Source organism: Gemmiger sp. An120 (assembly GCF_002160955.1).
GTDB lineage: Bacteria > Bacillota > Clostridia > Oscillospirales > Ruminococcaceae > Gemmiger_A > Gemmiger_A avium.
The window spans coordinates 1-21,676 of record NZ_NFLN01000014.1; the positions used below are offsets into that span (position 1 = coordinate 1).

The 21,676-nt window shown below is 65.9% G+C and carries 16 protein-coding genes, 2 tRNA genes and 1 pseudogene; 3 read left to right on the top strand and 16 right to left on the bottom strand.

What is annotated here, in order from left to right; translation table 11 throughout:
• Positions 1 to 182 precede the first annotated feature (182 nt).
• The 6 genes and pseudogenes from B5E65_RS11375 to B5E65_RS11400 all read right to left on the bottom strand — a co-directional run bounded on the left by B5E65_RS11375 (position 183) and on the right by B5E65_RS11400 (position 8,667).
• Complete coding sequence (locus tag B5E65_RS11375) at positions 183 to 1,898, bottom strand: FAD-binding protein (RefSeq protein WP_087171888.1); 1,716 nt, start codon at positions 1,896 to 1,898, stop codon at positions 183 to 185.
• Between the two features lie 326 nt (positions 1,899 to 2,224).
• Positions 2,225 to 2,685, bottom strand: a pseudogene (tnpA, locus tag B5E65_RS11380) (IS200/IS605 family transposase).
• Positions 2,686 to 2,880: 195 nt separating this feature from the next.
• Positions 2,881 to 4,515 carry a sulfatase family protein gene (locus B5E65_RS11385; protein ID WP_087171890.1) on the bottom strand — a complete coding sequence of 545 codons (1,635 nt, stop codon included), beginning with the start codon at positions 4,513 to 4,515 and terminating at the stop codon, positions 2,881 to 2,883.
• A gap of 17 nt (positions 4,516 to 4,532) precedes the next feature.
• Complete coding sequence (locus tag B5E65_RS11390) at positions 4,533 to 5,801, bottom strand: glucose-6-phosphate isomerase (RefSeq protein ID WP_087171891.1); 1,269 nt, start codon at positions 5,799 to 5,801, stop codon at positions 4,533 to 4,535.
• Between the two features lie 103 nt (positions 5,802 to 5,904).
• The gene (locus B5E65_RS11395) at positions 5,905 to 7,104 is read right to left on the bottom strand and encodes an ROK family transcriptional regulator (RefSeq protein ID WP_087171892.1); all 1,200 of its coding nucleotides are present in this window, start codon (positions 7,102 to 7,104) and stop codon (positions 5,905 to 5,907) included.
• A 174-nt stretch (positions 7,105 to 7,278) separates the two neighbouring features.
• Positions 7,279 to 8,667: a vWA domain-containing protein gene (locus B5E65_RS11400; RefSeq protein ID WP_087171893.1), complete on the bottom strand. Its 1,389-nt coding sequence runs from the start codon at positions 8,665 to 8,667 to the stop codon at positions 7,279 to 7,281.
• Between the two features lie 131 nt (positions 8,668 to 8,798).
• On the opposite strand from B5E65_RS11400, the gene B5E65_RS11405 reads away from it, so the two are divergent.
• From B5E65_RS11405 to B5E65_RS11410, 3 genes are all read left to right on the top strand, one after another.
• Positions 8,799 to 10,067, top strand: a complete 1,269-nt coding sequence (locus tag B5E65_RS11405) for a glycosyltransferase family 2 protein (protein WP_087171894.1) — start codon at positions 8,799 to 8,801, stop codon at positions 10,065 to 10,067.
• Positions 10,064 to 10,222: a hypothetical protein gene (locus B5E65_RS16235; protein WP_158098585.1), complete on the top strand. Its 159-nt coding sequence runs from the start codon at positions 10,064 to 10,066 to the stop codon at positions 10,220 to 10,222. Before B5E65_RS11405 ends, B5E65_RS16235 begins: the two co-directional genes overlap by 4 nt.
• A 123-nt stretch (positions 10,223 to 10,345) precedes the next feature.
• Positions 10,346 to 11,713 (top strand): MATE family efflux transporter, encoded by a 1,368-nt coding sequence (locus tag B5E65_RS11410; RefSeq protein ID WP_087171895.1) that lies wholly within the window; start codon positions 10,346 to 10,348, stop codon positions 11,711 to 11,713.
• A gap of 207 nt (positions 11,714 to 11,920) precedes the next feature.
• Here the strand turns inward: B5E65_RS11410 and B5E65_RS11415 are convergent.
• From B5E65_RS11415 to B5E65_RS11460, 10 genes are all read right to left on the bottom strand, one after another.
• Positions 11,921 to 12,011 (bottom strand) — tRNA-Ser (locus B5E65_RS11415).
• 33 nt (positions 12,012 to 12,044) lie between these two features.
• Positions 12,045 to 12,131: transfer RNA gene (locus B5E65_RS11420), tRNA-Ser, on the bottom strand.
• A 241-nt stretch (positions 12,132 to 12,372) separates the two neighbouring features.
• The gene (locus B5E65_RS11425) at positions 12,373 to 14,073 is read right to left on the bottom strand and encodes a DEAD/DEAH box helicase (RefSeq protein ID WP_087171896.1); all 1,701 of its coding nucleotides are present in this window, start codon (positions 14,071 to 14,073) and stop codon (positions 12,373 to 12,375) included.
• 39 nt (positions 14,074 to 14,112) lie between these two features.
• Entirely contained in the window at positions 14,113 to 15,396 is a 1,284-nt protein-coding gene (locus tag B5E65_RS11430; RefSeq protein WP_087171897.1) for a DUF1015 domain-containing protein, read from the bottom strand.
• Between the two features lie 340 nt (positions 15,397 to 15,736).
• Positions 15,737 to 16,858 carry a putative glycoside hydrolase gene (locus B5E65_RS11435; RefSeq protein ID WP_087171898.1) on the bottom strand — a complete coding sequence of 374 codons (1,122 nt, stop codon included), beginning with the start codon at positions 16,856 to 16,858 and terminating at the stop codon, positions 15,737 to 15,739.
• Between the two features lie 16 nt (positions 16,859 to 16,874).
• Positions 16,875 to 17,483, bottom strand: a complete 609-nt coding sequence (locus B5E65_RS11440; protein ID WP_087171899.1) for an Rnf-Nqr domain containing protein — start codon at positions 17,481 to 17,483, stop codon at positions 16,875 to 16,877.
• The gene (locus B5E65_RS11445) at positions 17,480 to 18,133 is read right to left on the bottom strand and encodes an Rnf-Nqr domain containing protein (protein WP_087171900.1); all 654 of its coding nucleotides are present in this window, start codon (positions 18,131 to 18,133) and stop codon (positions 17,480 to 17,482) included. Before B5E65_RS11445 ends, B5E65_RS11440 begins: the two co-directional genes overlap by 4 nt.
• Positions 18,123 to 19,109, bottom strand: a complete 987-nt coding sequence (locus B5E65_RS11450) for an RnfABCDGE type electron transport complex subunit D (protein ID WP_087171901.1) — start codon at positions 19,107 to 19,109, stop codon at positions 18,123 to 18,125. The genes B5E65_RS11445 and B5E65_RS11450 overlap by 11 nt, the downstream gene beginning before the upstream one ends.
• Before the next feature lie 105 nt (positions 19,110 to 19,214).
• Positions 19,215 to 19,871 carry a ribulose-phosphate 3-epimerase gene (gene rpe, locus B5E65_RS11455; RefSeq protein WP_087171902.1) on the bottom strand — a complete coding sequence of 219 codons (657 nt, stop codon included), beginning with the start codon at positions 19,869 to 19,871 and terminating at the stop codon, positions 19,215 to 19,217.
• Between the two features lie 341 nt (positions 19,872 to 20,212).
• The gene (locus B5E65_RS11460; protein WP_087171903.1) at positions 20,213 to 21,670 is read right to left on the bottom strand and encodes a sensor histidine kinase; all 1,458 of its coding nucleotides are present in this window, start codon (positions 21,668 to 21,670) and stop codon (positions 20,213 to 20,215) included.
• Positions 21,671 to 21,676: the final 6 nt, after the last annotated feature.

Here is a 21,676-nt window from a genome sequence, read left to right on the forward strand (position 1 = left end):
TTTTGCTGTAGTGCGGTTGGCGTTACCCGCTTCTATTTTAGCAAAAGGAGGTTCTTTTTTTCCGTATCAACGCTCGTGCTATATTCGCCCACAAGCATAGCTTGTGGTTCTTATATGAACAGAGGAAGGCCCCCTGCTGAATAGCAGGGGGCCTTCTCTTTTGCAGTGCCTTTTAAACAGAATTACGCGCTCAGCTCAGTGGCAGCGTTGGCGCCGGCGATGCGGCCGAACACCACGGACTGGCTGTAGCCGCCGGACTGCCAGGTGACCTCGCCGCAGGCGTACAGACCGTCCACGACAGAGCCGTCCTCGAACAGCACACGGGCCTGCTCGTCACAGGCAACGCCGCCCTTGGTCATGTGCACGGCGCTGGCGGCCTTGCTCACGTAGTAGGGGCCCTCGGCCAGGATGGCGCGCTCGGGGGTCAGGCCGAACTCGTCGGCGGTGCCGGCTTCGGCGTTGGCGTTGTAGGCCTCGAAGGTGGCCTTCAGGGTCTCGGCGTCGCAGCCGATGATCTCGGCCACCTCGTCCAGGGTAGCGGCCTCGGCAAAGCGGCCTTCCTTGACCTGCTTGCGCACGTTGGCGTGGTCTTCCACCTTCTGGGTGTCCACCACCATCCAGACGCTCTCCTGCTCACGGATGGGCTCGGCCAGTTCCAGCTCGCTGTTGCGCTCGTTCACAAAGCGCTCGCCGTTCTGGTTCACCAGCACGGTGCCGGCGCCGCTGTTGGTCAGATCGCGGCTGGGCAGCAGGATCAGGGGGATCATGCGGATCTTGCCCATGTTCTCCAGCTTCATGCCGTACTTTTCAAACACGGGCACAAAGTCGCCGGTGGCGCCCATCTGGTTGGAGGTGGCGTAGCCCACGTAGTCGGGGGCGTACTTCTCCAGCAGCTCCTGGTTCCAGGAGAAGCCGCCGGTGGCGAGGATGGTCTTGCCCGCCAGGATGTTGTAGCTCTCGTTGTGGTTGGTGAGCACGCTCACGCCCTTGACAGCATTGTCTTCCATCACCAGGTCCACGCCGGCGGTGCCGGTGCGGATCTCCACGCCCAGGGCCAGGGCCTGCTTTTCCATCTCGCGCTGGATCATCTGGCCGGCGTAGTCGTCCTTGGTGGCCATGTGGTTGCGGCCGCCGTAGTTGTGGTCCAGGGTCACGCCGAAGCTGCGCAGCCAGGCGTCGATGACCTCCTCGCCGTCCGCCCAGACCTGCAGACGCTCGGGGGTGTTGCCCGCGTCCTTCATGTCCTCGATGAACTGCTCCTTGCTGTCCTCCACGCCGTTGGCCTTCTGGGCCTCGGAGTTGAACATGTCGTAGAAGTTCAGGTCGAACTTGCCGTTGCCGGACAGGATGTCCAGCTTTTCCACAACCAGCACGTTCAGGTCAGGGTTGGTCTCCTTGGCGGTGATGGCCGCGGCCAGACCGCTGGGGCCGCCGCCCACGATCACCAGATCGGTGGTCACGTCCTCCAGGGTGGTGGCCTCATACTCCTTCTTGTCGTTCATGCCGATGGAAGGAGCCTCCATGCCGGCCTGAGCCATGGCATCCGCCACGGCGGCCTTGACCGCGTAGGAGGAGAAGGTGGCGCCGGACACGCTGTCCACATCGGCGGTGTTAGCGGCCAGGATGCGCTCCTGCAGCAGCGGGAAGGCCCGCTCGATCACCACCAGGGACTCCTTGTTTTCACCCAGCTCCAGACCGGTGATGGTACCGTTCTCAATGGTCACGTCCACGGTCACGTCGCCGCCGTAGCCGCTGCCGGTGACGGTGAAGGTGCCGCCCTGGGCGGCAGACTGGCTTTCCGGGGCGGAGCTGCTGCTGCCGGAATTTCCGGACGCACAGCCGGCCAGCAGAGCCAGCGCCAGCAGGGCCGCCAACAGGGTCTTGCCGATGTTTTTCATGTGTACACTCTCCTTTTCTTTTCTCTGGGGTGCGGCGGGCCCAAAGCCCTCTTCGGCCGCCGCGTCCACGGGTGCAAAGACAGGATACCAGACTGTTACATCTCTGTCAATAGGCATTTGCGGCCTGTGCAAAATCGACCGGTTTCCCGCCTTTTTTGGCCGCTGCGGTGCAAAAACAGTATGCCCCTGTTGCGGGCAAATTTTACGCGGGGCATAATAAATATCCCCCGGCAAAGCCGGGGGTTTTTCATATGCGGGCATAGCCCTAGAATACTAGCGTGCGCGTCACGTCACGCAAGTACGGTCTGCCAGCCGCGAAGGTTCTGTTACTTGCCGCCCGTAAACGGGCCCGTTAGAAGTTTGGCATGGTCAGCTGCTCTCCTGCTTTGTCCTGCTCGTACTGACGTTGGATGTACTCCTGTATCTTCTTTGCATTTTTTCCTGCCGTGTCCACGTAGTATCCACAGCACCAGAATTCCCGGTTCCGATATTTATATTTCAGTTCCGGAAACTTCTCGTACAGCATCAGGCTGCTCTTCCCTTTCAGGTACCCCATGAAACTCGCCACCGCTATCTTTGGTGGTATCTCGATCAGCATGTGAATGTGGTCCGGGCACACCTCCGCTTCGATGATCTTGATTCCTTTCCAATTACATAGCGTTCTCAGAATGCTTCCAATTTCTCTTCTTTTCTCTCCGAAGAATACCTTCCTCCTGTATTTTGGTGTGAACACCACATGATATTTGCAATTCCAACTGGTATGCGATAAACTATTTACGTCGTTCATTTTTGAATGACCTCCCTTTGCTTGCTTGTGCAGTTGGCAGACCGCACTCCCAGTATAGCAAAGGGAGTTTTTCTTTTTCCATTATCGACATTAGTCTTCTTTTGAACCACTCGCCTAGCGAGTGGTTTTCGGTATACAAAAAGCGCCCCGGTGCGGGCAGCACCGGGGCGCTTTGAGGGGTACAGGACAAACGGCTCAGGGGCGGGAATCCGGGTCGCCGCCTTGGGCCAGGCGGGCGGCCCAGGCCAGCACCCGGGCCATGGGGATGTTCTCCCGGGCCATGGCCAGCACCCGTTCTTTTTGTTCCGGCGGGCAGAACCGCTTGACCCGGGCCCAGAGCATCTCGCCGGTAAAACGGCCGTCGTAGGCAAAGGGCACCGCGTCGCAGGTGGCCTGGTACCAGCCCAGCATGGCCAGCCGCAGCTGGGCCAGAACCTCCGCCAGCGCCGGGTCGGCAATGCGGTTGACGGTTTCGTGGGGGTCGGTTTCCAGATCGAACAGCTGGTCCTCCTCATACAGGCGGCGCACATACTTGTAGCGTTCGGTGCGCAGCATGGTGGCCTTGCCGTGGGCCACGTCGTCCTCCTGGGCCTTGAGCCGGGGATAGTACTCGTTGGCGGGCTGCACCCCCTCGGGGCCGTTGGCGTGGCTCTCGTCGCAGTGCACCTCGCCCGCCAGGCGGCCGCCCTCGCAGCAGGCGTAGGGGCGCAGCGGCGCGGCCGGGTCGGCCAGGCTGGCCCGCAGGCTGCGGCCAAAGTGGGTATGGTCCGGGGCCACCCCCGCCAGATCCATCACGGTGGCGTACACGTCCACCAGTTCGGCCAGGCCGTCCCGCACACCGGGCACCAGGGATACACCTTTCGGCGGCTTGATCAGCAGCGGCACCCGCACCAGATCCTCCGGGAAGGTATTCTGGCACTTTTCCGACAGGCCCGCCCGGCCCTGGTAATCCCCATGGTCGCTGAAAAAGAAGATGGCGCAGTCGTCGTAGATACCGGCCTCTTTGAGGCCGTCGCACAGGCGGCGGAACTGCTCGTCCACCTTTTTGCACATGGCGGCATAGCAGGCCCGCAGCTCATCCCAGTCGGCTTCGGTGTAGGCCTGCATGCCCTGGCCCTGGCGGATCAGGGTCTCGATGCGGGGTTCGCCCTCCACCGGCCCGGCGGGGCAGCGGGGCGGCAGGGCCGACCGGTCGATGGCGGAGAAATACGGCTCCTCCGCCTGGTAGGGCGGGTGGGGCCATATGAGCCCCAGGAACATACACAGGGGCTTGTCCCCGGGCACCGGGGTGCGGATGCGGCGCAGGGCGGCGTCCACGATCTGGTCGTCCTCGCTGTAGTTGCGGCCCCGGCCGTCGGTTTTCAGGCGGCCCTTGTAGTGGCTGAAATAGTCCTTGCCGCCCGGCTCGCCCCGGGGGTTCTCCCGCTCCGGGCCGGGGGCGGGGGGCTCGTCGCCCCCGTAGAACACCTCGTCCGCATGGCGGGCAAAGGCGTCCGGGTCCTGCCCGGGCAGAAAGTCGTTGCGGGCGTTCATCCACACATGGTAGCCGGCGGCTTTCAGTTCGCTGAACAGGCTGCTCTCCTCCCCGTGCAGCATATACCGCATGGTACGGTGGCCGTGCACATGGGGGTACTGCCCGGTGAGGAAGCTGCACCGGCTGGGCACACAGACCGGGTTCTGGCAATAGGCATGCCGGTAGCTGGCCGCCTGCCCGGCCGCCAGCGCGTCCAGAAAGGGGGTCTGGGCGGCGGGGTTTTCTCCCAGATGAGCCAGGGCGTCCGCCCGCATCTGGTCCGGGTTGAACAGGATGATATGGGGTCGTTTGGCCATGGCCGTACTCCTTTCCTTTACGCGCCGGGCTTGCCCAGGGCGCGGAACATCCAGCCCTTGTAGGCCTCCACGCCGGGCTGGTCAAAGGGATTCACCCCCAGCAGTTCGGCGGACAGGTAGCAGGCAAACTGGAAGAAGTAGAACAGCCCGCCCAGGTTTTCCTCGTCCACCCGGTCGATGGTCAGGGTCACACAGGGCAGGGTGGCGCTGTGGGCGGTGCGGGTGGCGGCAAAGGCGGCCCGGTTCAGGTCTTCAAAGTCCTTGTCGTCCAGGTAGCCGAAGCCGTCCTCCACCCCGTCGGGCGCCAGGGACAGGGACGCCTGCTGCTCCTTCACGTTCAGGAAGGTCTCAAACAGGATATGGGTGCCGTCCTGGATAAACTGGCCCAGGCTGTGCAGCTGTTCGCTGAATTCGCCGGTCACCGGCAGCAGGCCCCGGCCGTCCTTGCCCTCGCTCTCGGCAAACAGCTGCTCCCACCATTTGAACAGGCCCTTCATGCGGGGCTCAAAGCAGCTGAGCAGTTCGGCCCGGTAGCCCTTCTGCCACAGCAGGTAACGCAGCGCGGCGTACTGCAGAGCGGGGTTTTCGTCGGCGGGCTGGCGGCGCAGGGCGGCGGCCATTTTCTCCGCGCCCCGGCACAGGGCGGCCACATCCGCGCCGGCGGCGGCCATGGGCATCAGATGCACCGGGCTCAGGGCGGTGAACCGGCCCCCGATCGGCTCCGGGAAAGGCAGGAAAGTATATCCCTGCTCCTTGGCCAGCTTCTCCAGCGAACTGCCCGGGGTGCCGGTGCAGAGGATGCGGCGGGCGGCTTCCTGCTTGCCGTAGCGGTCGGTCAGCCAGCGGCGCAGCACCCGGAAGGAGGCGCCGGGCTCCAGCGTTTCAAAGTTTTTGGCGATGCAGTCGATCACCGGGCTGCGGCCCTCCAGCTGGGCCAGCATCCTGTTCATGGCGTGGGGGCTGAGGGTGTTGCCCGCCCAGACGATCCGCATGCCGCCGGGCAGGTCCAGCGCCTCCACCACGGTGCGGGCGGCGTTGTTGCTGCCGCCCACCCCGATCACCACAAAGGTATCGGCAAAGCCGCGCAGCTGCTGCGCCAGGGCGGCGGCCCGCCCGGCCCAGTCCTGCCCGCCCCAGAGGGTGGGATCCAGCCAGCCCAGGCTGTCGGCATAGCGTTCCTCGCCGGCCTGGGCGCGGGCCAGCACCGGGGCGGCTTCGGCGGCCGCGGCCTGCCATTCGGCCTGGGTAACGGCGCCGGTCTGATCGGTCAGTTCCAATGTAAGCATGATGTTCTCCTTTCGGCTGGGGGAGGGGAACCCTCCCGGTGTTATTTCTTAAAAGTTTTACATAATTCAGAAAACGCGGCCCCCGCCGGAGCGGGGGAAAGCGTCAGGCCAGCAGGGTATGGCGGATCACATGGGCGGCGGCGCCCAGCGCGCCGGTAAGCGGGGCGTCGGGCATAAATTCCACCGGGGCCTCCTGGGCCGACAGGCCGAACAGGTTGGCCCGCAGAACCTGCAAAAACCGTTCCCGGTGGACGGCGGGGGTAAAGATGCGCCCGTCGGCGGCCAGCAGGTCGGGCCCGATGAAGTTGAACAGATTAGCGGCGGCCAGGCCCAGGGCATCCACCGCCTCGTCCAGCAGGGTAGCCACGGCGGGTTCCTCGTCCCGCACCGCCAGCAGGTCGGCCATATCGGAGGCGCGTCCGGCCAGGCGGGCGGCCAGCGCGGGGGCTTTGCCCGCCGCCAGCAGGCCGGCGGCCCGGGCGGTGAGGGCGGCTTCGCCGGCCAGCGCCTCCAGGCAGCCCCGCCGCCCGCAGCCCGGGCAGACCGGCCCGCCCGGCTGCAGAATGGTGTGGCCGATCTCCCCGGCGGTGGCCCGGGCGCCGGCCAGCAGATCGTTGTGGATCATCAGCGGGCAGGCGATGCCCTTGGACACAAACAGGTAGGCAAAGGTGGCGGGGGCGGGTTCGCCGCTGAGCATATCCCGCCACAGCGCCCGCATCCGCACGTTGTTGTCCGCCCAGACCGGGCGGCCCAGAGCCTGGGCCAGATCGTCCGCCAGCGGGCGGCCGGTCCAGCTTTCCTGCAGGCCGGTGCGCAGCACGCCCCGGCCGCTCTCCACAAAGCCGGGCAGGCCGATCCCCACACCCAGCAGCCGCCCTTCCGGGGCGGCGGCGCAGAGGGGTTCCAGCAGGCGGGCGGTATCGGCCAGCATCTGGTTATAGTCGGCGGGGGGCGGCGGGCCCTGGGTCTGGCAGCGCACGGTGCCCCGCAAATCGGTCAGGCAGGCGTGGGTGCCGTAGGGGCCCAGTTCCACCCCCACTGCAAAGCCCGCTTCCGGGCGGAAATCCACCAGCATGGCGGGCCGCCCGCCCAGGCTGCCGGGGGCGGCCTCGTCCGGGGTTTCGGTGAGCAGGCCCTCCTCCAGCATGGCGGCCACGCTGGTGGTGACGGTGGGCAGCGAGACCCCCAGTTCCCGCGCCAGACGGTTGCGAGCCACCGGCCCCTGCCGGTAGATGGCCCGGCGAAGCTGCCGTCGGTTCAGCGCCTTGATCTGGACCAGGCTGGCCCCTTTTTCGGTTTGCATGGGCGGATTCCTTTCCTTTTGCAGGTTTCTTAAAAGCGTTAACTATCCGGTTTCAGCATACCATCTTCTTCGGCCTTGCGCAAGCGGCATCCCGCACAAAACCCGGCACAGATTTTCAGCATCTTGCCGGACAGCAAACGGCGGAGGCCCCGGGCCCCCGCTGTTTATGCTCTGTCAGTTGCCGTCGCCGGGCACAAGGCCGCAGCAGCAGTAGTCGGTGTCAATGGGATGGGCGATGCACCGGGCCTTGAACCGGCGGGTCCCGCACAGGCTGTGGCGGCAGCTTCCGGAGAGGGTCAGATCCTCCGGCAGCACGAATTTGACGCACCGCACCAGCACATCCCGGCAGCCGGAACAGCTGTGGGCGGGCACGGTGATGGTCTTCATGCCGCGGGGGTGCTCGCCGCCGGCGCTGTCCAGTTCGGTCAGAATCACCGCCAGCGCCACCCGCCTGCCCGGGCAGACGTTCTTGACCGTTACGTCCAGCTGCAGGATGCGGCCTTGGGACTCCATCCACACCTCGCCCATGTCCACCTCCATGCAGTCCCGGCAGCTGTCCATGGTCATCTCCACCGGGGTGGGGCAGGGTTCGGGCTTTACCACCATGCCGCACTCCACCTGCACGGTGGGGCTGGGGAACCGCACCCGGTTGCCCTCGTTGTCGTGGTAGGTGATGGAAGCGTTGACCTGCTTTTCGCCGCAGGTCTGGCCCACATGCCGGATGTAGAATTCCAGCACCGCGCCCTCGTTGCCGCTGACACCCAGCTCCGGGATCTTCCACTGCAGGGTACCGGCGGCCACCGTCATAGCGGTGCCCCGGCTGGGCGGGGTGATGCTGGTAATGATGAAATCGCTGTTGACCACCTCGTCGATCACGATGCCGGTGGCGCCGGGATGGGCGATGTTCACCGCCAGGTCGCGGAACAGCTCTTCCAGTTCGCCCTTGTCGGGGGCAATCGCCACGTGGGCGGCGTTGGGGTCGGTGGCCCAGTCGTTCAGCGCGCCCAGGTCCAGCCCGTCGGAACCGGTCAGCCCGATGCAGTAGATGATGCAGCCGGCGGCGCGGGCGGCGGCGGCCACCGGGGCGGGCGGCGGGCCGGCGGTGGTGCGCCCGTCGGTGAACAGCACGATCACCTTGGCGTTGGCCGAGAGCGGGTCAAACAGGCTCATGGCCCGGGAAAAGGCGTCGGCGTGGTTGGTGTCGCCGCCGGCGGTCAGGCCATCCACGGCGCTTTTCAGCGCGCTGACCGAGGTGACCAGCGCAATGTCGGTGGTGGCGGTGTCGGCAAAGCTCACCACCCCGATCCGGCTGCCGCCCCCGATGTGGCCGTCGGCGGCGCTGTCGGTGGCCCGGTCCAGGATGTCGATGAACTCCTTGGCGCCCGCCTTCATGCTGGCCAGGGGCGAACCGGCCATGCTGCCGGAACGGTCCAGCACCAGCAGGATGTCGGTGGGGTTCTCGGTGATGTCCGGCGCGGCAGCCAGGGCCAGGGTCACCTTGAGGGTGCCGTCGCAGTCCAGGCTGGCGGCGCTGACCTGCTTGTTGGAACTTGTGATTCCCATGGGATCTCCTCCTTTGTTCTGCGGGATGCGGGGGCGCGGGCCCCGTGTGCCCATCCTATGCCGGCGGGGCCGGGGTGTGTGCCCCGCACCCCGGCGGGGCGGTCGGCGTAGAGTGGAGGGGAGGTGATCCTTTGAAGACACGATTTGTTGTTTCGGTGGGGCTGGCCGGCGTATGGCTGGCGGTCTCGCTGTACCTGGCCGCGGGCTGGGTACAGGCCATCGGCGGCGCGCTGCCGCCGGGGTATCTGTGGTGGGCGATCGGGGGCATGGCGCTGCTGCCGGGCTTTCTGATGAGCGCCATGTTCTTTTCCAACCTGCTGCACCGGCGCGCGCCCCGCCATCCCCACACCGACGAGCCGGTGACCGTCATCCTCTGCGCCCGCAACGAGGAGACCAACATCCCGCTGGCGATCCGGGCGCTGCGGCGGCAGCAGTACGCGGGGCATATCCACATCCTGGCGGTGGACAACGGCTCCACCGACGGCACCCGCCGGGCGATCCTGGCCCAGCAGGCGGCGGGCGGGCCGGGCTGCACGGTGGAATATGTGGCCTGCCCCGTCCCCGGCAAGGCCAACGCCCTGAACGCCGGGCTGGCGCGGGTGCGCACGCCCCATTTTCTCACAGTGGGCGCGGACACCTGGCTGGAGGAAAACGCGGTGCAGCGGATCATGGACCACATCGTGGCCCGAAACAGCGCCTGCGTGGCGGGCAACCTGTTCGCGGCCAACGGGCGGGGTTCTTTCTGGGCCCGGATGCAGAACTACGACTATCTGCTGAGCATCGCGGCGGTGAAGCGGTTCCAGGGCAGCTACCGTTCCACCCTGGTGGCGCAGGGGGCGTTCAGCGCCTACAACACCGCCGAGGTGCGGGCGGCGGGCGGCTGGCAGGATGTGATGGGGGAGGACATCGTGCTCACCTACACCCTGCTGCAGAAAGGTCTGCCCTCCACCTACGAGCCCCGGGCGGTGGGCTACACCACCGTGCCGGACACCGCCGGCCGCCTGTACAGCCAGCGCCGCCGCTGGGCCACCGGCATGATCGAGGGGCTGCGGGCGGTGCATCCCTGGCAGCAGGGCACGGCGTATTCCCGGTATTTCACCACCGTGAACCTGGCGGTGATCTGGCTGGACCTGGCGTTTCTGTTCGGGTTTATCCCGGGGCTTTTGCTGGCGGTGTGCGGGTATCCCTATCTGGTGGGGCCGCTGACCCTGTTCACGGCGGCCATGTGTCTGGTGCTGTATCTGAGCATGTACCGGTTCCAGCGGCGGCTGGACATCCCGTTCCGCAACAGCCTGACCGGGCTGGTGGGCTTTATGCTGCTGTTCCAGGCGATCCAGAGCACCGCCGCGCTGCACGGCTATCTGACCGGCCTGGCGAATCGAAAGGAGGCATGGAAATGAAATGGGGCAATCTGTTGTTTGCGCTGGGGGTGGCGGCGGCCATCCTGGCGGTGACCGCGCTGCTGCTGGTCTACATCCGCCGGGGTGAGGCGGAGGCGCCGCCCTCTGCGGCGCCGGCGGCGGCCATGCTGGCCGCACCGGGAAATTTCACTTGACATTTGCACGGGATTCCGATACAGTATATTTGTGCGAATGCGCGCTTCGTTTGATACATTATCGCCAACAAGTGTATGCTTGCTGGCGATTTTTTTGCGCCGTGGAGGGGGCAGACTGAAAATATGGAAAACAACCGGAACAACACATTTTTGACCGGCCCGATCCTGGGGCCGCTGGTGCGGTTTGCGCTGCCGCTGATGCTGTCGCTGCTGCTGCAGGCCTTTTACGGCGGGGCAGACCTGGCGGTGGTGGGCTGGTTTTCGCCCACGGCCAGCGTGTCGGCGGTGGCCACCGGCAGCCAGGTGATGCAGATCATCACGGTGGTGGTGACCGGCCTGACCATGGGTGTGACGGTGCGGCTGGGCAAGGCCATCGGCGCGGGTGACCCGGAGGACGCCGGCCGCACGGTATGCGGCCAGATCCGGCTGTTCGCGGGGATGGCGCTGGGGCTTACGGCGGTGATGCTGCTGGCCGCGCCCGCCGCCGCCCGGCTGATGAACGTGCCCGCCGAAGCCTTTGACGAGACGGTGCGGTATGTGCGGATCTGTTCGTCCGGTATCGTGTTCATCACGGCCTACAACGGGATCAGCGGCGTGTTCCGGGGCGTGGGCAACTCCCGGTCGCCCTTCCTGTTTGTGTTTATCGCCTGCCTGGTAAACGTGGGGCTGGACATTTTGTTTGTGGGCGGCTTCGGCATGGCGGCGTCCGGCGCGGCGCTGGCCACCATCCTGGCCCAGGCGGTGAGCGTGGCGTTCTCGCTGGGGTATCTGCGGCGGCATCCGCTGCCGTTCCCGGTGCGGGCCATGTGGGGGCAGGGCAGCCGGGCCATCCGCGGCATTTTGCGCATCGGCGCCCCCATCGCCTTGCAGGACTGCCTGACCAACCTGTCCTTTCTGATCATCACCAGCATCGTGAACGGGCTGGGGGTGGTGGCATCGGCGGGCGTGGGCGTGGCCGAAAAGCTGTTTGTGTTTTTGTCCATCGTGCCGATGGCCTTTATGTCGGCGCTGTCCACCTTTGTGGCCCAGAACATGGGCGCGGGCAACAAGCACCGGGCCGACCGGTCGCTGCTGCTGGCCCAGGGCATCTCGCTGTGCTGCGGCCTGGTGATGTTCCTGGCCACCTTCTTTGCGGGCGGGGCGCTGGCCAGCCTGTTCAGCCAGGACCCGGCTGTGGTGGCTTCCTGCGCGGAGTATCTGCGGGCCTGCTCGCCGGAATACCTGCTGATCTCGCTGACCTTCTGCTTTTTGGGCTACTTCAACGGCCGGGAACACACCACCTTTGTCATGGCCCAGGGGCTGCTGTCCTCCTTCCTGGTGCGCATCCCGCTGTCCTACGCGCTGAGCCGCCTGCCCGGCGCGGGGGTGTTCCAGATCGGTCTGGCGGTGCCGGTGTCGGCGCTGCTGAGCCTGGGGCTCTGCCTGGGATACTTCTTCCTGCTGCGCCGCCGGGACCGCCACGGCCCGGAAGGCTGGTACAAAAAGGGCTGAGGCCTGCTTTTACAGACAAAACAAAACCCGCCCGGGGATTCTGATTTTACGGATACCCGGGCGGGTTTTCCACATGGTTTGGCCGGAATGTTGAAAAGTCAAAGAACAATCCTGTGCACATGCGGCAGATGCACGAAAGCGTGTACTTTTGCGTGTACCGGAACATAGAGAAAAGCCCTGGAAACGAATCGTTTCCAGGGCTTTTTCTGGCGGAGAAGGAGGGATTTGAACCCTCGCGCCGGTTTCCCGACCTACGCCCTTAGCAGGGGCGCCTCTTCGACCTCTTGAGTACTTCTCCAGAGCAAAGTGATTGGTAATATTCTATTGAAAATGGCGGAGAGGGTGGGATTCGAACCCACGGCCCTTGCGGGTCACCGGTTTTCAAGACCGGCTCCTTAAACCACTCGGACACCTCTCCCCAGTGGACACCCCATCCGCCAGGTCGGAGTGCGTTATATATAGTACCATGCAAATCCGGCTTTGTCAAGCGGTTTTGCCAATTTTACCGGCTTTTGCTCTGTGAAACCGGTGCGGACGGGTTTTCCACACCTTTCCCGGGCTTTCCTTGTGGAAAAGTTGAAAAAATTGTTGAAAGTATACCCCCTGTAAACAAAAACCGGCAGGCCGGTGGGCACCGGTCTGCCGGAACAGGGATCGGGTTATTCCTCGTCGCCGCCTGTGATGGGGGCCGAGGCGCCGCCGCGGCTGGCCAGATACTCCTCAAAACTCTGGAACTTCTGCTGGGGCGGCTTGCGGCTGATCAGCAGCAGGCCGGGGTCTTCCTCCTTGGAAGCGGCTTTGGCCTTGCTGCGGACCACCGGCTGCGGGGCCGGTTTGGCGGCGGGCTTTTCGCTGCGGGCAGGCTGCGCGGCCTTGGGTGCGGGCTGGGCCGCTTTGGCCGGGCGCTCGGCGCGGGCCGGGCGGGCCGCCTTGGCAGGCTGCTGCGGGGCCGGCTGGGCCTTGGCGGGCTGCTTGCTGCGGGCGGGCTGCTGGGCCTTGGGCGCGGGCTGGGCCGCTTTGGCCGGCTGGGCCGGGGCCTCGGCGCTCTGGGCGCGGGCGGCCTGCTCGCCCTCGGCGGCGGCGCGGCTCTGGGCCCGGCGGCGGCGGCGGCGGCGTTTGGCGCTGGCGCTCAGCGGCTGGTTTTCATGGGATTCCCTCTGGTTTTCCGGCATGGGGGATCGGACTCCTTTCTTCGTTTCTTCCTGTTTGCGGGGAGCGGGCTGGGCAAGGGGTGCGTCCAGCTCCTCCGGGCTTGTGAGCACCGGGATGGCCCGGCGATTGAGTTTTTCGATACCGGCCAGGTATTCTTCCTGCTCGCTGGAGCAGAAGCTGATGGCCACGCCCGCCTGGCCCGCCCGGCCGGTGCGGCCGATGCGGTGCACATAGGTTTCGGGCACTTCGGGCAGGTCGTAGTTGAATACGTGGCTCAGCTCGTTGATATCGATACCCCGGGCGGCGATATCGGTGGCCACCAGCACCCGGGTACTGCCTTTCTTGAATCCGCCCAGGGCGGCCACCCGGGCGTTCTGGCTCTTGTTGCCGTGGATGGCGGCGGCGGTGACCCCGTTCTTGTTCAGGATGCGGGCGATCTTGTCCGCCCCGTGCTTGGTGCGGCTGAACACCAGCGCGCTGGTCACCTCCGGCCGCTGTACCAGCCGGGTGAGCAGGGCAGGCTTGTCCGCCTTTTCCACATGGAACAGGTACTGATCGATCCGGTCCACCGTGCTGGACACCGGGTCCACCTTGACCGACGCGGGCTTGTGCAGGATGCTGCCGGCCAGCTGCTCGATCTCGGCAGGCATGGTGGCGCTGAACAGCAGGGTCTGCCGTTTGGCGGGCAGGTGCCGGATGACCTTTTTCACGTCATGGATAAAGCCCATGTCCAGCATCCGGTCGGCCTCGTCCAGCACAAAGACCTCCAACGCGCTCAGGTCCACGTGGCCCTGGCCGATCAGGTCGTTCAGGCGGCCCGGGCAGGCGGTGAGTACCTCCACACCCCGCTGCAGCGCGGCCACCTGGGGCGCCTGGCCCACGCCGCCGAAGATCACCGTGTGCCGCACCGGCAGGTAGGCCCCATAGGCGGCGAAGCTTTCGTCGATCTGGAGGGCCAGCTCCCGGGTGGGGGTGAGGATCAGCGCCCGGATCTTGTTGCTTTTCACCGGGCTCTGGGCCAGCCGCTGCAGAATCGGCAGGGCAAAGGCCGCGGTCTTGCCGGTTCCGGTCTGGGCGCAGCCCAGCAGGTCCCGCCCCTCCAATACCGGGGGAATGGCCTTTTGCTGGATGGGGGAGGGGGTCTCGTAGCCCGCCTCCCGCACGGCCTGCAGCAGCGGTTCGATCAGATTCAGTTGTTCAAATGTCATGCTTACTCCTGTTCACACCTTGTCGTTCCCCGGAATGCCTCAGGGCAGAATACGGCGGCATTCCAGATAATAGCGTTTGTCCCGGGCGTGGCCCATGCTGAAGGTTTTGCGGGGCAGCACCCCGCCCAGTACCACGCCCCGGAAGATATCCTCCTTGGCAAAGGGGGGCAACAGCACCCCCGCCGCCGTGCCGTCCGCACACAGGGCGGCCACCGCGTCCTCCCCGTGGATGAAGTCCACCGAGGCGGCGGGGTGGGCGGGCAGCCAGTCGGCCAGGAAGGCCTCCAGCGTGCCCACGGCCAGCGGGTGCACCGCTTCGCTGGCGGCCAGCGTTTCGCCGCCGGTCAGCCGGAACCGCTGCGCGCCGGGGGCAGCCGGGTCGGCCAGCGCGTTCTTTTCTTTCAGCCAGGCGGCAAAATCCGCCGCAAAAACCGCCGGGTCGGCCCCGAACACCACCCGGTGGATGGGCTCGATGCCGATGGCCGGGCTGTGGATGTTGCACACCTCCGCCAGGCACCAGCGGGCGGGATGGGTTTTCTGTTCCTCAGGGGAGAGGGTGGGTTTGAGCTGCTCCCACCAGGCTTTGGCGGTGGCCAGGCTGTGGTTGCCGTCCCCCACCGCCAGGGTCAGGGGCGGCTGGCCCGCCGCGGCCGGGTAGCGGGCGTCAAAATTTTCCTGCGCGCCCAGCGCCGCCAGGGCCTGGGTGATGGCCGCAACCCGGGCCGGGTCCTCCACCGCCCAGCCTCGGATGGAACCGCCGCCCAGCATCAGCTGGCCCTCGTAGAGCGGGGTCTGCCCGGCGGCGGCGCGGCCCAGCGGGCCCAGCACCGTATCGGCCGGGTCATCAATGAGCATCATCACATGGGGGGATTCCAGCGCGGCCCCCTGCCGCACCCGCAGCCGGGGCGGAATGCGGGACACCACCGTGCCCTCGGTAGGGCGCACGGCGGGGCGGGTGCCGGGGGCGTAGCTGTACTGCTCCAGGTCCACCGCGCCCACCAGCCCCGCCCGGAGATTCCCGGCGAAATCGACGCGCTCCAGATACACATACCCGTTCACCGCCCGGGTGAGCACCTGCTGTTCATACCGCTCCATGGCGGCGTGGATGGCCGCGATCCGCCCTTCCACGTCCGGCTGCTCCAGATATACCTCCGGCAGCACCAGGTCCAGGGCGGTGGGGCCCTCCCCGGCGGCGGCGCGGGCGTCGGCCCAGTAGTCCGGCTGGCTGGTGAACTGGTCGCAGGCCAGGCAGGCCCAGCGGGCCAGCGGCACCGACGGGTCCGGCAGCAGGATGCGGGCGGGCACAAAGCAGGGCTCTGACATGGGCGATCGTCCTTTCCGGGCGGCGGAGGCCGCCTGTTTTGTAATTTCTTTTGAATTTATACCTGCTGTTGAAACGCGGGAGTTGGAAACAGCAAAAGGCGGGGCGGCCCATCGGCACGCCCGCGCCCGCAATTTGCGAAAACAGATTCTCTCTTTTCTTACCGAAAGGGGAGAGGGTGTGGGAGAGGACCATCAGGGGCCTCTCCCACTTGCCATATTCTCGTTTTTTCTGCGCGCAGAGCAGGAAAAACGGCGCAGCAGGCTGCCGAAAACGCCTTTTCGGCAGCCTGGGTGCGGGACGGTCCATCGGCACGCCCGCGCCCTGTTTCAGGCAGCGGTATTACCGCTCAAAGCTTCCGTTCACGCCGGTGTGCAGCACCAGATGGTCGGCGCCGGAGGCGGCGGTGAGGGCGGCGGTGCGCTGGGTGCCGTCATCCTCGGGGGAGAGAGCATCCATATCCAGCACCAGATTGCGCACACCCAGCCCGGCCAGGCTGCCGATGGTGTCGCTGGCTTCCAGCGCGGCCTGGTCGGCGGGGTACTCAAACCAGAGCACCGAACCGTCAGCGTCGGCCTGCTGCTGCCAGGCGGTGATGACCGCGGCCAGCTGGGCGGTCTTGTCGATCTCGGTGGCAAGGCCCGCGTCGTAGCCCGCGGCGTTCAGGCTATAGCCGCTGGGGAACTGCACCCCGCTGAGCAGGAACTGGTCATAGCCCAGGGCCTTGATCTCGGCGATCAGGTCGGCGATATACTGCTGGGCCGCCGTGTCGGTGGGATCCAGCCAGGGCACACCGCCCGCGTCGGCGGCGGCATTGAGCCAGATCACATCCTGGCTGCCGTAATGCACCGACAGGTTCCGGTCGGTATAGGGGGTCTTGGGGTCCTCAAAGGCGCTGAGGGCCGCCACCGGGACGATGCCCGCTTCCTTGAATACACGGGCCGCCATGGCGGCGTCCACCAGCATCCCGGCCTTGGACTGGGCGGCCAGCGCCACCTGGGAATCGTAGTACACGTAGCCCTGCGCGTCCTTGAGGGTGATCACCGCGTAGCGTACCCCCTGGGACGCCAGGTCGGCGGCGGTGGCGGCGGCCTGATCCTCACTGGTGAGGGCACTCAGGGACACATAGGTCCAGCTGCCCTCCACGATGGAGGTGGTATCGGCGGGGGTGGCTTCGGGCTCTTCCGGTTCCGGGGTGGCCTCGGAGGTGCTGCCGGAGGCGGCGGGATCCGAGCCCGCCTGCGGGGCGGAGCTGTCCGACGCGGCGGGACGGTTTTTCAGGCTGTACCACAGCCCGGAACCGAAATCCACCACCGGGCCGGCCACCAGCCAGCCTACCAGGAACAGGGCCGCCAGGCCCAGCGCCCATTTCAGGATGCGGCGGCGCAGCAGGTTCTTGCGGGTATAGCTGCGCTGGCGGTAATGCTTGACCTTGCCCAGACTGTTGCGTTTGCGTTTTGGCATGGGAGCCTCCTTGGGATCAGATCGACACCATGTGCCCGGTGAAGCCGTAGATGGCCAGCGCCAGGATGCCGATGTAGATCAGGGTGATGGGCAGACCGCGGAAGGGCGCAGGCACCGATTCGCTCTGCAGCTTGCGCTGGCCCTCGGCCACGATGGCCACGGCCAGCATGTAGCCCACGGCGCTGCCCACAGCAAAGCCCAGTGTCTGGGGCAGGGTAAAGCTCTGGGTATCGGCGATGAGCAGCGGCCCCAGCACGGCGGTGTTGAAGGTGGCCAGCGGCAGCACGGCGATCAGCTCTTTGGCATGGGGGGCGTGCAGCCACTGGATCAGGTACATCACCAGCAAATAGGCCAGGGTGGCGCAAAGGATGAACAGCAAAGGCCGCACGGCGCGGCGGTATTCCCAGTCGGTCATTGCCTGGCTGCACAGCCAGGCAAGGGGCGAACTGATCAGCAGGATCACGCCCAGCAGCAGCCCGAAGGTGCGGTTGCTGACGGCACTGTCGCCCACCAGGCGCACCAGGCGGGAGACGCCCAGCGCACGGCTGAACACGGCGTTCTGGGCAAACACGGCGGTAACAGCCAGCAGGAAAAAGCTGGCCAGAGCGTTGAGAACAGCGGTCATACGGTGCGATTCGCCTCCCTGTGCACGTAGTTTTTATAGGCGCGCACCGCCCCGCGCCAGATCGCGCAGAGCACGCCCACCAGGATGAAGCCGCCCGCGGGCAGGCTGGCTACCGGCAGCAGGTGCACATTGGATACCGGGCGCCCGAACAGGGTGCCGGCGGCCAGCAGCTCCCGCAAGCAGCCCATGAGCATCAGGATCAGGATATAGCCGCCGGTGATATACAGGCCTTTCTGCAGTGCCACCAGCACCGGCTCCTTGCGGGGACGCTCATACCGTTTGATGATCAGCGGCTCCACACACAGCAGCGGCAGGTACATGCCCACGGCCAGGGTCTGTTCCACCTCGAACCAGCCCCGCATCAGGATATATACCCCGGCGTACAGCACGGCGGCGATGGTGCAGTAGACGATGGCGCGGAACCGGTAGGGAACCGGCCGGGCGGCCAGGGCGGCCAGCATGCGGGTGGGGGTGAGCAGCAGCAGCACCGCCACGCTCAGGATCAGGGCGCTGCGGCCGGTGGTGGCGGCCACCACCAGCGGCGCCAGGCCCATGCCCTGCATGATGACCGGGTTGTTGAGCAGGATACGGTCCCGCCGGGCGATGGTCTCCATATTTTCGGAGAGGAACTTGGCTTTTTTAAGCTTCATGGCGGCGGACCCCCTTTCGTTCCATAAGATCGGTGACGGCCCGGTCCAGCCAGCCGGAGACCGAGTTGATGGCCAGCAGCGCAAAGCACACGCCGGTCTCGTAGGTGCCGTAGTAGCGGAACATCATGCTGGCAAAGCCCAGCAGCAGGCCGTAGATGGCCCGGCTGAGGGGGTGACGGGGCAGGGTGACCGGTTCCGGCACCAGGAACACCGCGGCAAACAGCACCGCGCCGCTGAGCATCTCGTACTTGAGCACGGTGAGCCGCTGGCCCACATACTGCCAGGGCCAGGACAGGGGGATGTCGCCCAGGCGGGGGGCCACAAAGGCCACGGCCGCACAGGCCAGCAGGAAGCAGGCCGGGGCGATCAGGTCGGTGCGGCGGCGGGCGATCAGGTAGAGCAGGCAGGCCAGGATCACCAGGTTGAAGGTGACGCCCATGGGCCCGGCGTAGTTGCCCAGCCACAGATCGATGTTGGAGATGGAGGGCAGGCCGCCGTTTTTCAGCACGGCGCTGCTGCCCTCGCTCAAAGCCACCGAGGCGCAGCTGCCCAGCGGCAGCTGGGTGCCGGCAGCGGGGTAGACGAAGACCTGTTCCGGCCAGCCCACCGCGGCCACCACGTAGCCCACGGCGGCGGGGTGGAAGGGATAATGGCCGTAGCCGCCGAAGGCTTCCTTGCCGATCAGCACCGCGGCCAGCACCGCCACGATCAGCACGTAGTAGTCCACCGAGGCGGGCATGAGCATGGCCACCAGCAGGGCGAACGCCTCGCTGGACAGCTCGCCCCGCTCAAAGGGGCGGCGGCGCAGCAGGCTGACCAGCCAGTCGCAGATGCCGGCGGTGATGATGGCCACCAGGCACAGCAGCGCCGGACGCATGCCGTACAGGTACACGTCCATCGCCAGCAGCGGCAGCATCAAAAGGAAGGTGTCCCGGCATACGTCCGGGCTTGTATAGGGAATTTTGTGTTCATTCATGGGCAGGCTCCTGTCGTTGGCACGGGGATAGGCCCCGCAGGATTGGGGGCGGCACCGCCTGAAACTTCCGCCGTGAAGTATGCGGTGCTGCCTTAGGTTCGGGCCTTACAGCCGCAGCAGACCGGCCACGGCGGCGGCCGGGTCGGCGGCGCGGAACACCGCGCTGCCCGCTACCAGCACCTCGGCCCCGGCGTTGACGCAGGCGGCGGCGGTGCCGCTGGCCTCGTCCACGCCGCCGTCCACCTCCAGCAGGAAGGGTAGACCGCGGCGGCGCTTTTCCTGGGCCAGGGCGGACAGCTTGTCCAGCGCGCCGGGCATGAAGCTCTGGCCGCCAAAGCCCGGTTCCACGCTCATGACCAGAACCAGGTCCAGCTGATCCAGCCAGGGTTCCAGCGCCGAAACGGGGGTGGCGGGCTTGATGCTGATGCCCGCTTTACAGCCGGCAGCCTTGATGGCGGCCAGGGTGGCCCCCACGTCGCTGTCGCTTTCCAGGTGGAAGGTGATCAGGGACGCGCCCGCCTTGGCAAAGGGTTCAATGTAGGCCAGCGGGTCCCGGATCATGAGATGCACGTCAAAAAAAGCGTCCGGCAGGGCCTTGTGCAGCCCGGCCAGAACCGGTACGCCAAAACTGATGTTGGGCACAAAGCAGCCGTCCATCACGTCAAAATGCAGCCACTGGGCGCCCGCGTCCAGCACCTTGCGGCACTCGGTACCCAGGCAGGCAAAATCTGCCGCCAGCAGCGAGGGACTGACCATTGCCATATATGCCGTCCTCCTCGTTGCGCCCGCCGCCACGACGGGCGATATTCGGTTATATTGTACCGTATTCCGGCCCAAAAAGCAATTCCGCCGCCCGGAACCGCCCGGATTTTCCCCGGATTTTCACCCTTTGCACACAAAATGGGCCAATATGGTGGGAACAACGTTCCCCCCATACCCCCTGAAGCTATGACCAAATATCTTTGGTCATAGAAGCATAAAACAGAAAAGGCCCACGCCAACCTTTTCCAGTTGACGCAGGCCTTGATGTATTTTTCCCAGGGCCGGAGTATTCCGGCCCTTTTTCCGGGGTCTGGGGGGACGTTGTCCCCCCAGATTCGCCCTTACCGCCCCGCCTTTTTGGGCAGGTCGGTGGGGGTGGCGGGCAGGGTAAAGGTGAACTGGCACCACTGGCCCTGCTGGCTGGTGACCCAGATCTTGCCGCCGCTCAAAGTGACCAGCACCTTGCAGATATGCAGCCCCAGGCCGCTGCCGCCGGGATTCAGGCCCCGGCTCTTGTCCTCTTTATAGAACCGTTCAAACACGAAAGGCAGCGCGTCCTCGCTGATACCCTCGCCGGAATTCCACACCGTGATGGACACGTCCGGCCCCAGCCGCTGCACCCCGAACCGGATCACGCCGCCTTCCGGGGTGAACTTGAGGGCATTGTCCACCAGGTTCTGCACCACCTGATGCACCAGATCCGGGTCGGCCCAGACCATCGTGCGGGCGGGGGCCAGGCCCTGGATGGTCACCTTGCCCTCCTCAATGCGCTTTTCCGCCGCGAACACCACGCTGGTGATGGTCTCCCACACATCGTAGCTCTGGGCGTGCACCTGGTACTCGCCGGCCTCCAGCTTGGTGATGTCCAGCATGTTCTGCACCAGCCGTGCCAGCCGCCCTACCTCCTGGCTGACCAGGTTCAGGTAATGCTGATGCATGGAGGGCGGGATGGTGCCGTCCAGCATACCGTCAATAAACCCTTTGACGCTGGTCATGGGGGTGCGCAGCTCGTGGGCGATGTTGCCCATGAAGCTGCTGCGGCTGGTATCGATGGCCTCCAGGTTGCGGGCCATGGTGTTGAAGGTGGCCGCCAGCTGGGCCACCTCGTCGGCGCCCTCCACCGGCACCCGCTCGGAGAAATCCCCGCCGCCGAACCGGCGGGCGGCCTCCGCGATGCGGCGCAGCGGCCGGGTCAGCCGGGTGGTGAGCGCCACGCTCAGCACGCTGGCCACCAGCAGCATCAGCCCCGCCGACAGGATAAAGCTGGAGATCATATCCCCCAGAAAGGTGCTCATGCTCTGGGCGCTGGACGCCGCCACCACATACCCCTGCAGGCTGTTGTCCTGCCCGGTGATGGGGCTGACGGCGGTATAGAACTGGCCGTCAAACACCCCGTCCAGGCTGTCCACCCCGAAATATTTGGCGCTGGACGCCTCGCCCAGCACCCGCGCGCTCAGGGTGCGGCCGATATGGCGGCAGTCCTCGCCCTCGCTGCACAGCTGCACCTTGCCGGCGGCGTCGGTGATCAGCACCATCGAACTGGTGGTGCGGCTGATCAGGCTTACGCTTTTCTGGGCCTGTTCCAGCAGTTCCGGGTTATCCCGCAGCAGCTGCGCCAGCTGGCCGCCGTGCGCCACCTGAGAGGTGGTGACCTGCACCACGTCCAGCAGGGCTTCCCGCCGGTCCTCGGTAAAATAGTTGCGGAACAGATATGCCTGCACGCAGCCCATTACCAGGATACTGGCCACCAGCACCAGCGCGGTGGCCGTAAAGTACATGGAACTGATGCTTTTTCTCATGGTTTC

Bases quoted from the DNA above. Each gene is read 5' to 3' on its own strand.
- B5E65_RS11425 (WP_087171896.1), bottom strand. From the start codon at position 14,073: ATGACATTTGAACAACTGAATCTGATCGAACCGCTGCTGCAGGCCGTG.
- B5E65_RS11445 (WP_087171900.1), bottom strand. From the start codon at position 18,133: ATGAAGCTTAAAAAAGCCAAGTTCCTCTCCGAAAATATGGAGACCATC.
- B5E65_RS11460 (WP_087171903.1), bottom strand. From the start codon at position 21,670: ATGAGAAAAAGCATCAGTTCCATGTACTTTACGGCCACCGCGCTGGTG.
- B5E65_RS11435 (WP_087171898.1), bottom strand. From the start codon at position 16,858: ATGCCAAAACGCAAACGCAACAGTCTGGGCAAGGTCAAGCATTACCGC.
- B5E65_RS11440 (WP_087171899.1), bottom strand. From the start codon at position 17,483: ATGACCGCTGTTCTCAACGCTCTGGCCAGCTTTTTCCTGCTGGCTGTT.
- B5E65_RS11400 (WP_087171893.1), bottom strand. From the start codon at position 8,667: ATGGGAATCACAAGTTCCAACAAGCAGGTCAGCGCCGCCAGCCTGGAC.
- B5E65_RS11395 (WP_087171892.1), bottom strand. From the start codon at position 7,104: ATGCAAACCGAAAAAGGGGCCAGCCTGGTCCAGATCAAGGCGCTGAAC.
- rpe (WP_087171902.1), bottom strand. From the start codon at position 19,871: ATGGCAATGGTCAGTCCCTCGCTGCTGGCGGCAGATTTTGCCTGCCTG.
- B5E65_RS11450 (WP_087171901.1), bottom strand. From the start codon at position 19,109: ATGAATGAACACAAAATTCCCTATACAAGCCCGGACGTATGCCGGGAC.
- B5E65_RS11385 (WP_087171890.1), bottom strand. From the start codon at position 4,515: ATGGCCAAACGACCCCATATCATCCTGTTCAACCCGGACCAGATGCGG.
- B5E65_RS11375 (WP_087171888.1), bottom strand. From the start codon at position 1,898: ATGAAAAACATCGGCAAGACCCTGTTGGCGGCCCTGCTGGCGCTGGCT.
- B5E65_RS16235 (WP_158098585.1), top strand. From the start codon at position 10,064: ATGAAATGGGGCAATCTGTTGTTTGCGCTGGGGGTGGCGGCGGCCATC.
- B5E65_RS11430 (WP_087171897.1), bottom strand. From the start codon at position 15,396: ATGTCAGAGCCCTGCTTTGTGCCCGCCCGCATCCTGCTGCCGGACCCG.
- B5E65_RS11410 (WP_087171895.1), top strand. From the start codon at position 10,346: ATGGAAAACAACCGGAACAACACATTTTTGACCGGCCCGATCCTGGGG.
- B5E65_RS11390 (WP_087171891.1), bottom strand. From the start codon at position 5,801: ATGCTTACATTGGAACTGACCGATCAGACCGGCGCCGTTACCCAGGCC.